Source organism: Sulfurimonas sp. (assembly GCF_032250635.1).
Classification (GTDB): domain Bacteria; phylum Campylobacterota; class Campylobacteria; order Campylobacterales; family Sulfurimonadaceae; genus Sulfurimonas.
This window is the reverse complement of the sequence record NZ_JAVVFL010000065.1, coordinates 1-9,891: the sequence shown is the minus strand read 5'-3', so window position 1 is coordinate 9,891 and position 9,891 is coordinate 1. Positions and strand designations below refer to the sequence as shown.

The window sequence follows — 9,891 nt, the reverse complement described above, 5'->3', positions numbered from 1 at the left end:
CAATAAAAGTGAGTTTGATTTAGGTCAGCTTTGCGAAGAGGTGGGGTTAAATTTCGCATCAAAATATAGAGACAGAGACATACAGATTGATGTTAAAAAGCTGATGGTAACAAGCGATAAAACAATGATGGAGTTGGTTTTGGACAACTTGGTTGATAATGCTTTAAAATATTCAAACAGCGATGTGTTTATAACTCTGAAAGAGAATAAGATTATTGTTCAAGACAGCGGTGTCGGCATAAAAGAGGAGCATCTTCAAAAAATTACAAATAAGTTTTACAGGGTAGATAAAAACAGTTGGGACAACTCCATGGGATTAGGGCTGGCTATGGTAACTTATGTTTTAAAACTGCTCGGCACCTCTTTGGAGATAAGTTCGGAGTTTGGCAAAGGCTCCGCGTTTAGTTTTAGCGTTGAAAATATGATAAAGAGTTAAATTTTTGACTGAATAGTCATCTTTTTGGCTTCAAAAAGTTCTACGGCTTTTTGAACCATAATCTCATCCTTAATCTCTGCAGCGTCGATCTCTCTGGAGTTATCGCTGCTTTGACAATTTGTCACACAGCTTGCACTCCCTCCCATCTCAGCATCTTCTATCATTGAGGTAGATTGGACATACTGCTGGGTCTCTTCCCTTTGAGGAATACTCTCTTTTTCTGGTGTATCTTCAGCTATTTTTGTGCAAGGCTCATGTTTTATTTTCGTTTCAAATCCAAAAATCTCTCTAACAAACTGTTTTATTACGGAGTAGCCGTGAGTCAGAACCTTTTTACACTCTCCATCGGCACAACTCTCCCATGTAAGCGCATCGTTCTCAAAAGAGACAAAGGAGATGTTTTTCTCAAAACACTCTCCAAGCTCCGGGCTTCTATCTTTTAGTTTAGCTATGAGCTCTTCAAACATTTTTGTATTGATAGATACGGGCGGCTCCGCTTTTGTTTGCTCTATCTCAGGTTCGTTCTCTTTGTTGTTGCTGATTTCACTCTGTGGCTCACTTTGCGGAGCAGCGCATGAGATAGAAGGTCTTTGAATCTCTTTTTGAAGAGACTCTATCATCTGGTCTACCTCTTTTATGCGGAGTGCTTCTACCATTTTGAAAAATATAAGTGAGAGCACAAAAGAGCCGTCTGCATTTATGCTAAAGAGATATTTGGAATCGCTTAGAATTCTGAAAAATCTATCAAGAACAAGCGTGGAATAGAGCGCGTCGCCCCCGTACATTCTCTCTTTGAGGTAGGCTATAAGTTCATCGACGACCATCTCAGCCTCATACTCCTCTAAAATCTTTGTAAACGCAACAAGTGCGGCATAATCTTTTGCAAAAACTGCTCCAAAGAGTTTGTTGATAAACTCTGGGTCCACAAGTCCCAGCATATCCGTAACTGTGCGGACATCCACATGATTTTTGGAGTAGATGATTGCTTGATCAAGGAGAGTGAGCGTATCTCTTAAGCTTCCGCTTCCGCTTCTTGCCAAAATCTCCAAAGCCTCAATCTCATACTTAATCCCTTCAAGATTGAGAATGTGCGCTAAATGTTCTGCTATTTTATTTGTAGCAATCGATTTAAACCTAAAGTGCTGTGTACGGCTTAAGATGGTTGCCGGAAGCTTTAGAGGGTCTGTGGTTGCGAGTATAAATTTCACATAAGAGGGCGGTTCCTCAAGAGTTTTTAAAAGAGCATTAAAAGCAGAGGGTGTCAGCATGTGAACTTCATCTATGATAAATATCTTAAATCTGGCACTTGAGGGTTTGTATTTTGTCTGTTCAATTAGGTCACGAATATCGTCTATACCGCGGTTTGATGCCGCATCCATCTCAACTATATCTATATGGCGGTTTTGTAGTGAATCTACGCAGTTTTGGCAACTTCCGCACGGCTGATGAGTTATACCAGTCTCACAGATAAGAGCTTTTGCAAATATGCGCGCAGTTGAGGTTTTACCGCTTCCTCTGAGTCCTGAGAAGAGATATGCATGAGAGAGTCTGTTGGCATCAAGCGCAAGTGAGAGAGTTTGGGAAACCGTTTCTTGACCTATAAGCTCGTCAAAGTTTCTGGGTCTATACTTTCTTGCTAATACTTCTGAACTCGCTCTCACATACACTCTCCATCTTTAGTTGAAGTGATTCTAACATTTATAGGGTTAAAAAATCATAACAGACAACTTATAGAGATGTGGCTGCTCTCTTGTTTTGCAACTTTTTTTTGAAGAGACAAGATGTTGTTTATATGATCAGCGTTTCTTCTGCTCGCATTGCTGCGCACTACTAGCACTGAAGCGCTTACGCAAAGAAGAGGAAATCTTTTTTTACTCCCCTCTCTATCCGTGGAGATGATGTAGTTTTTCTTTTTGTCCTCTTTTGAGTAGAGCTCTCTTGCGTCATACTCAAATTTTTGTACTATTTTAGAGAGTGCTTCCGTGTACTTCTCTTCATTCTCTTTTGTCGATTCAACGGCTACAAAAAAATCATCTCCTCCTATATGTCCTTTGAAAAACTCAGGCGGCAGATTTTTTCTCAAAATATCTGCAAAAAGCATAATTGCTCTATCTCCGTTTCTAAATCCGTATACATCATTAAAGGCTTTAAAATTGTCTAAATCAAAGTAGCATAAAATATAAGTTTTTTCACTCTCTATAATCTCTGAGATAAGCTTTTCTATCATGGAGTTTCCGGGGAGTTTTGTCAGAGGATTTTGCTCCCTTGCATGGATGATATTTTGCTCGCTCATAATGGTAATAATTGCTCTTGCAGACAAAAAACCGTAATATTTTGAGTTGTTTGTAAGGATAATGCCGATGGATTCCGAATTGTTTGAAAAGAGCTCAATGATTGTAGACATGTTGCAGTTTATCTCTGTTATCCCGCATGGTTCTATAAGATTTATTAGCTTTGATTTTTTAGCACCGTTATTTGTCAGCAGTGACCTTCCATAAGGAGAGTAGATAAACTCCTTAATCTTGTTCTCTTGCAAAATGCCCACCGGCTCGTTGTTGGAGTTTACAATAGTGACCGTATCTGTTAGAGGATTCTTTTGAAAATACTCCACGACATTTTTTACCTCGGCATCAATAGAAAAAGGGGGTGTTGTGTCTAAAAATGTCTCAATTTGGCAAGCACTCTCGGTCACTCTTTTTTCACTGTTTAAGATATTTAAAACATGAGGATACTCCTGCGCTATTTCCGATGCAAGCAGAGTCGGTCTTTGGATAAAATACCCTTGAACGAAATGGCACCCTATATCTCTGCAGGTAAGCAGCTCCTCTTTAGTTTCAATTCCCTCTGCTATGACTTTTATGCCAAGTTGAACTGCCAAATGAGTGATGCTTCTTGCCATAAGCTTTTTTTTCGCATCTTTTTGTATGTCGCTTAAGAAAAATCTGTCTATTTTTATGATGTCTGGTTTGCTATCATAAAGAAGTTTGTACCCAGAATAACCGACCCCAAAATCATCTATGGCTATACAAAAATCCTCGCTCTTGTAGTGCGCTAAAACCTCTTGCATCCTTGAGACATTTGAGATCTCATGGCGCTCTGAAATTTCAAAGCAGATTCTGTTTTTACCGATGCCGTAGTGTTTTAAAAGTTTGCCGGTATTTCCATGCTTAAAATTTGGCATATCAAGAAGTCTGTTGTCAAGATTATAGAAGAGTTTTATCTCTTCTTGGTTATCTATTGTTATAAGTTTTTTAAGGGCTTTTTTTCTTAGTTTTAAGTCAAACGAGTAAAGCAGGTTGTCTTCATAGACTGTATCAAAAAGCTCAAAAATTGAGTTAAAGCCAACCTCTTTATAGTTTCTAAGAAGTGCCTCAACCGCAAAAATCTTTCCGGTATGAATATTTACAATAGGTTGAAACGCAACATCTAAAGTTTTTAAGTTGCGAATCCATTTTTTAGGGAGTTCAAGTTTCATACTGCTATTTTAATGCTTAATTATTTCAGGAGTGTTACATCAATGCTTTTTGCCTGCAACTGCAGCGGCTCTATATTTTCTTGACAATAGTGTCTTCAATCTATATAATGAATGTAAGTTATTACCGTTTTTTTTGGTAATAAGAAAACCAAAGGAGTCTTAAATGGCAAAAGTACTGGACAAGAAAGTTATCAAAAAAGTAGCAAAAAAAGCTATTAAAAAAGCGAATATCGCTAAAAATGATATCAAAAAAGCTACAAAAAAAGTGGCGAAAACGGTTGCGAAAAAAGGTTTGACTGCTAAGAAAGATGCTAAAAAGTTAGCAAAAAAAATTGCGAAGAAGTTTTAACTACACTTTTTATTCCAGAGACAATCTGGAATAAAATTCTCTCACACTACAAAAGAAGCCACTTTTTTGCTATGTTTCTTAGTGATTCCGGATTTTCTGAAGCAAAAAACTCCAATCGCGAATTCTCATATCTTTTACTAAAATCAAACTCTTTTTCAAGATACTCGACTATGGCATTGCCTGAGTGGATAAGTACGCTTTTTTTGCTAAAGTGGTTCTGCAGAGCCTCTGAAATAAGGGGAAAATGGGTACAGCCTAAAATAATTGCATCGGGAGCCGTAATGCTTCCAAAATAGTGTCTAAAAGTTGCCTCTAGAACCTCTCCCTCATAAATCTCCTCTTCAACAATGGGAACAAAGAGCCCCGTCGCTTTTGCTTGAAGATTGTAAAATCCCTCTGCATGCAGTCCTATTTCATACGCCCTAGAGTTGATTGTCGCCTTTGTTCCAAGGATGAGTATGTTTGCATTTTTATCTTTGAGCGCATTTGCAGTTGCCAAAATCCCCGCTTCAACAACGCCGATAACCGGACAAGAGGAGACTTCTCGCATCTCATCAAGCGCATGCGCGCTTACAGTGTTACATGCTACGATTATGAGGTCAAGGTCAAAGTTTTTGAAAAACTCTACGGCTTCTATGGCGTAGCGAATGATAGTGGTTTTGTCTTTTATGCCATAAGGAACTCTCGCAGTGTCTCCAAAATAGACTATTTCCGCGAAAAGATTGTGTTCAAGCAGGGATTTTACAACAGTTAAGCCGCCTATCCCGCTGTCAAATACACCGACTTTCATTACTGATTTGGGTTCATACTTTCAAGGAACTCTTCATTTGTAGCTTTTTTGCCCATGGTAGAGTAAACAAACTTGAGCGCTTCTATCTCATTTTCTTGTTTATGAATCATCTGACGTAGTATAAATACTTTTTGTAGAATTTCCGGCGCGATAAGAAGCTCATCTTTTCTCGTTCCCGATTTTAGAATATCCATAGCAGGGAAGATTCTTCTGTCTGCTATTTTGCGGTCAAGAACAACCTCGGAGTTGCCTGTTCCTTTGAACTCTTCAAAGATGACTTCATCCATTCTGCTCCCCGTATCTACAAGAGCAGTAGCGATGATAGTCAAGCTTCCGCCGTTTTCTATGTTTCTAGCAGCTCCGAAAAATCTTTTTGGTTTATGCAGTGCATTTGCATCGACACCGCCCGATAAAACCTTGCCGCTTGAAGGTGTTACGGTATTGTAAGCACGTGCTAGACGGGTAATGGAGTCAAGAAGAATAACGACATCACGACCAAGTTCAACGCGTCTTTTTGCTTTTTCTATAACCATCTCAGCCACTTTTACATGGTTTTTTGCAGGCATGTCAAATGTAGAGCTGTAAACCTCGCCTTTTACGCTTCTCTCCATGTCCGTTACCTCTTCAGGTCTCTCATCAACCAAAAGTACCATTAAGTCAATTTCAGGATGATTGTGCGTTATGCCATGAGCAATCTCTTTTAAAAGCTCTGTTTTACCGCTCCTTGGAGGTGCTACGATAAGTCCGCGCTGCCCCTTGCCGATAGGAACAAAAAGGTCCATCATTCGACCGGTTAAGCCTTTTTCTCTGTATTCTAGTTTGATTTGATCTGCTGCATAAAGAGGAGTGAGGTTTTCAAAGAGAGGTCTTTTTTTGCTCTCTTCGGGAGGGAGACCGTTGACCGCTTCTATTTTAATAAGCGCATAGTATCTCTCTTGCTCTTTTGGAGGGCGAACCTGACCCGTTACTACATCTCCGTTACGAAGAGCGAAACGTTTGATTTGGGTGTTTGAGACATACGCATCGTTGATGCTCTCGTCAAAACTTTTATCAATCGAGCGGATAAAACCATAACCATCCTGCATAATCTCCAAAATACCGCTAAAGAGAATAAACCCGCCCTGTTCCGTTTGAGCTTTTAATATCTCAAAGATAAGGTCTTGGCGTTTAAGTTCATTTGGGTTGTCGATGTTGAGCTCAGTAGCCATTGCCGTGAGTTCATCTATGCCTTTTATGCGTAAATCTTCGACGCTTACGCCTTTTACCGGATTGTGTGTTCTTGTTTTTGGGTTGGTTTTGTTGCTTGTTTTGCGAGGTTGTTGTGGAGTGTTTTCACTCATATGGTAGCTGCCTTAATGTTTTTAGATTTTGCCCTGTGGGTATTAATTGTATGTTGCATAGGGAAAGAGTAATTTTAATGCCACAATTTTACACTAATAGAAGTTATAATGTCAAGTAATACTCTCAATAGCTACTCCCATGCACTTTAGTTAGCCTGTTTTAGTTTTGTATTTAAGAGATGAAAGAGCATTTTTTATCTCAAAAGCGTGATGATTTCACCTTATAAAAAAATTTGAATTTTAGTGATAGAATTACGGTATGAAAAAAAGATACAGAATTTTAGTAACAAACGATGACGGATATGAGGCAAAAGGGCTTTTAAGTTTAGTAAAAGCTCTTAGAGAGATAGAAGATGTTGAGGTTACGGTAGTGGCTCCTGCAAGCGAGAAGTCTGCATGCGGGCACTCGCTTACCATCATCCGTCCTCTTCGTTTTATAGGCATAGAGGACAACTTTTTCAAGCTAGATGACGGAACTCCCAGCGACTGCGTATATCTTGCCCTTAGCACGATATTTGTGGACGCAAAGCCTGACTTGCTTATCAGCGGAATAAACCGCGGCTCAAATATGGGCGAGGATATTACCTACTCCGGAACGGCTGCGGGAGCGATGGAGGGTGTTTTACATGGCATCCCATCCATAGCCATCTCTCAGGTGATGGACTTTACCGATCCCGGCGGTGATTTTACTTTGGCGCAAGAGACCATCAAGAAGCTTGTTGCAAAGATAAAAGAGGGCTCTTTTCCTCTTCCTGAGAGAGAATTTTTAAATGTAAACATCCCTCCAAATATTGATTTAGAGAACCCGAAAATGTTCATTACCTATGCGGGATACAGACTCTACGCAAACGACTCGCATCTTCACAGAAACCCAAGAGGCGAGGAGTACTACTGGCTGGGAACGCATCCGCTTAACTTCTCTGCGCGTGAGGGGAAAAAAGGTGTGAGCGATTATGAGGCGATAAAATCGGGAAATATATCCATAACACCCATACAGCTTGATATGAGTGCATACGAAAGCATAAATAGACTTGAAGAGTGGATAGAGCAAAATTGAGACATGAGCGTATAAAAACTCTCTTTGGAGATGACTTTTCTAAACTTCAAAATGCGAAAGTTTTGCTTCTGGGAGTCGGAGGGGTAGGTGGACACTGCCTTGACTGCCTCAGCAGAAGCGGTGTGGAGCATATAACAATCGTAGATTTTGATACCTATGACAAGTCTAACCAAAACCGTCAGATGTGGTCGGAGCTGCATGAGGGAGAGGTCAAGGTAGAGGCGCTTAAAAAACACTATCCACATGTAGAGATCATAAACGCAAAGATAGATGAGCAGTGGGTTTGGGATTTTGACTTTGAGCCTTATGACGTAGTTCTCGATGCCATTGACGACACAAGAGCAAAGCTCGCTCTTGCGCAGAAGTGCTATAAAAAACTTATCTCATCATTCGGCTCGGCAAAAAGAGTTGACCCTACAAAGGTACATGTAGAGGATATTTGGAAGAGCCACGGCGACAGATTCGGCTCAAAAATCCGCTATGAACTTAAAAAACGCGGTTTTAAGAAAAAGTATAAAGTAATCTTTAGCACCGAACATGCAAAAGTAAAAGAGAAGGGCAGTTTTAGCGCCGTAACCGGAACTTTCGGACTTGTCATGTGTGCAGAAGCCGTGAAAAAAATAGTCTCAAAATAGAGGAGTGTTTGGATGATTGATAGTTTTGATTTAAATGAGCCGCTTGTATGCGAAGGTATAGTCGGTGATGGTTGCGGCGGCGGGAGAATATTTTTTATAAAAGACGAAACCCTCTACGCGCACGACCCACTCTCAAAAGAGAACAGAGAACTGCTAAAAGATATAAAAAAAGCAAAAAGCATAAGCAAAAGAGGCTGCATTGTAACGATAGAGTGCCAAGAACAAAAGATAGAGTTCGACCTCTCAAAAATAGCCCCTCGCTAAAAAAGTTTGGTATAATAAGTAAAAAATTTATGGTTGCAGGGTAACGTATTTATGGAAAAAATTGAGCCGATGACACTGTTTGGATATAACAAGCTCCAAGCAGAAGTTAAAAATTTAAAAAGTGTAAAAAGACCGGCTGTGGTTAAGGCGATAGAAGAGGCTCTTGAACATGGCGATCTGAAGGAAAATGCCGAGTATCATGCGGCAAAAGAGCAGCAAAAACAGATTGATAACCGTCTGCAAGAACTCTCAGAGATAATAGGAAGCGCAAAGATTGTAGATCCTAGTGATCTTGAACATGCAAAAGTAAGTTTTGGCTCAACGGTTGTCGTTAGTGATGTTAAGAGCGATGAAGAGTTTACATATACTATAGTCGGCGGGTGCGAAAGCAATCCTGAGATGGGGTTAATCTCTTTCAACTCGCCTTTGGCAAAGCAGCTTTTAGGACGTGAAGAGGGGGATGAGATTAAAGTTCAGCTTCCAAACGCAACAAAAGAGTTTGAGATAGTTGAAGTAAGGTATCAGGAGATAGTTTTTGAGTGCAATTAATGTTGGAGTCATAGGTGCAAGCGGCTATACAGGGCTTGAACTTTTAAAGATTCTAGTACATCATCCAAAATTTAACCTCTCATATGTTGCAAACACTGAGGGCGGAACGACTCTTTCATCTCTTCACCCATCGCTTGCCAAAGTTTGTGACTTGGAGGTCAAAAAAGCCGATGTTGAGGAGTGTGCATCTGGCTGTGAGCTTGTCTTTTTAGCACTTCCGCATCAAACGGCTATGGCTTATGTAAAGCCTTTGATAGAAAAAGGCTTAAAAGTCGTTGACCTCTCTGCAGACTATAGATTGCCTCAAGATATTTATGAAGCATTTTACTGTCCTCATACAGATACACAAAATTTGGTACATGCAGTCTACGGTCTTCCTGAGTTGTTTCGTGAGGAGCTAAAAAGTGCAAAACTCGTAGCAAATCCGGGATGCTTTCCGACTAGTGCGATTTTAGGAGTTTTGCCTTTTATGGGTAAAAGAGTCAAACATACGCCAATCATAATAGATGCTAAAACAGGTGTGAGCGGAGCGGGTAAAAAACTGAGCGAGACAACGCACTTTGTAAATGTAAACGACAATCTTTTTGCATACAATCCGCTCATGCATAGACATGCGCCCGAAATCGCTCAAAAACTAGGTGTTGATTTTGACGAGGTTCATTTTGTTCCGCATCTGGTTCCTATAACGCGTGGAATGTTAAGTTCTATCTATATCCAAGTAGATGGAGATTTTGACGCGCATGAACTCCTTGAAGCATACTATAAAGATGCTAAACATGTAAGAGTGAGCAAAAATCCTGTTGATATGAAAAACGTAGCGGGAACAAACTTTTGCGACATATATGTAAAGCAAAAAGGCAATGTTCTTTTTATCTCAAGTGCGATAGACAACCTCATGAGAGGCGCATCTTCAGCGGCAGTCGTCAATGCAAACCTGATAATGGGGCTTGATGAAGATTTAGGGATACCAAACATAGCTTATGTCCCATAATTTAG

11 protein-coding genes are annotated in these 9,891 nt (G+C 40.1%); 7 read left to right on the top strand and 4 right to left on the bottom strand.

Features of this window, described 5'->3' with window-relative positions:
• On the top strand, positions 1–436 hold a 436-nt coding region (locus tag RQ763_RS05480), incomplete at its 5' end, for a HAMP domain-containing sensor histidine kinase (RefSeq protein WP_314151653.1).
• Here the strand turns inward: RQ763_RS05480 and RQ763_RS05475 are convergent.
• Together RQ763_RS05475 and RQ763_RS05470 are read right to left on the bottom strand one after the other, a co-directional pair.
• On the bottom strand, positions 433–2,097 hold the full coding sequence (locus RQ763_RS05475; RefSeq protein ID WP_314151652.1) for a DNA polymerase III subunit gamma/tau: 1,665 nt from the start codon (positions 2,095–2,097) through the stop codon (positions 433–435). The two genes, RQ763_RS05480 and RQ763_RS05475, sit on opposite strands and share 4 nt — an antisense overlap.
• A 53-nt stretch (positions 2,098–2,150) precedes the next feature.
• Positions 2,151–3,911, bottom strand: coding sequence for a GGDEF domain-containing protein (locus tag RQ763_RS05470; RefSeq protein WP_314151650.1), 1,761 nt, complete (start codon positions 3,909–3,911; stop codon positions 2,151–2,153).
• Positions 3,912–4,074: 163 nt separating this feature from the next.
• On the opposite strand from RQ763_RS05470, the gene RQ763_RS05465 reads away from it, so the two are divergent.
• Complete coding sequence (locus RQ763_RS05465) at positions 4,075–4,260, top strand: hypothetical protein (protein ID WP_314151649.1); 186 nt, start codon at positions 4,075–4,077, stop codon at positions 4,258–4,260.
• A 46-nt stretch (positions 4,261–4,306) separates the two neighbouring features.
• Here the strand turns inward: RQ763_RS05465 and murI are convergent, their stop codons facing one another.
• Together murI and rho are read right to left on the bottom strand one after the other, a co-directional pair.
• Positions 4,307–5,050 carry a glutamate racemase gene (gene murI, locus RQ763_RS05460; protein WP_314151648.1) on the bottom strand — a complete coding sequence of 248 codons (744 nt, stop codon included), beginning with the start codon at positions 5,048–5,050 and terminating at the stop codon, positions 4,307–4,309.
• Positions 5,050–6,390: a transcription termination factor Rho gene (rho, locus tag RQ763_RS05455; protein WP_314151647.1), complete on the bottom strand. Its 1,341-nt coding sequence runs from the start codon at positions 6,388–6,390 to the stop codon at positions 5,050–5,052. The genes murI and rho overlap by 1 nt, the downstream gene beginning before the upstream one ends.
• A 259-nt stretch (positions 6,391–6,649) precedes the next feature.
• Here rho and surE point away from each other — a divergent pair, with 259 nt between their 5' ends.
• From surE to argC, 5 genes are read left to right on the top strand one after another with little or no spacing between them, the layout of a single operon-like run.
• A complete protein-coding gene (gene surE, locus RQ763_RS05450; RefSeq protein WP_314151646.1) occupies positions 6,650–7,447 on the top strand; it encodes a 5'/3'-nucleotidase SurE in 798 nt (265 codons plus the stop codon).
• Complete coding sequence (locus tag RQ763_RS05445; protein ID WP_314151645.1) at positions 7,444–8,082, top strand: ThiF family adenylyltransferase; 639 nt, start codon at positions 7,444–7,446, stop codon at positions 8,080–8,082. Before surE ends, RQ763_RS05445 begins: the two co-directional genes overlap by 4 nt.
• Before the next feature lie 12 nt (positions 8,083–8,094).
• Complete coding sequence (locus tag RQ763_RS05440) at positions 8,095–8,346, top strand: thiamine biosynthesis protein ThiF (RefSeq protein ID WP_314151644.1); 252 nt, start codon at positions 8,095–8,097, stop codon at positions 8,344–8,346.
• 51 nt (positions 8,347–8,397) lie between these two features.
• Positions 8,398–8,895: a transcription elongation factor GreA gene (gene greA / locus RQ763_RS05435; RefSeq protein ID WP_314151643.1), complete on the top strand. Its 498-nt coding sequence runs from the start codon at positions 8,398–8,400 to the stop codon at positions 8,893–8,895.
• Positions 8,882–9,886 carry an N-acetyl-gamma-glutamyl-phosphate reductase gene (argC, locus tag RQ763_RS05430; RefSeq protein ID WP_314151642.1) on the top strand — a complete coding sequence of 335 codons (1,005 nt, stop codon included), beginning with the start codon at positions 8,882–8,884 and terminating at the stop codon, positions 9,884–9,886. The genes greA and argC overlap by 14 nt, the downstream gene beginning before the upstream one ends.
• Positions 9,887–9,891: the final 5 nt, after the last annotated feature.

What these genes read in the sequence shown, in the direction of transcription:
- RQ763_RS05470 (WP_314151650.1), bottom strand. Translation starts at nt 3,911, where the DNA reads ATGAAACTTGAACTCCCTAAAAAATGGATTCGCAACTTAAAAACTTTA.
- RQ763_RS05465 (WP_314151649.1), top strand. Translation starts at nt 4,075, where the DNA reads ATGGCAAAAGTACTGGACAAGAAAGTTATCAAAAAAGTAGCAAAAAAA.
- murI (WP_314151648.1), bottom strand. Translation starts at nt 5,050, where the DNA reads ATGAAAGTCGGTGTATTTGACAGCGGGATAGGCGGCTTAACTGTTGTA.
- rho (WP_314151647.1), bottom strand. Translation starts at nt 6,390, where the DNA reads ATGAGTGAAAACACTCCACAACAACCTCGCAAAACAAGCAACAAAACC.
- surE (WP_314151646.1), top strand. Translation starts at nt 6,650, where the DNA reads ATGAAAAAAAGATACAGAATTTTAGTAACAAACGATGACGGATATGAG.
- RQ763_RS05440 (WP_314151644.1), top strand. Translation starts at nt 8,095, where the DNA reads ATGATTGATAGTTTTGATTTAAATGAGCCGCTTGTATGCGAAGGTATA.
- greA (WP_314151643.1), top strand. Translation starts at nt 8,398, where the DNA reads ATGGAAAAAATTGAGCCGATGACACTGTTTGGATATAACAAGCTCCAA.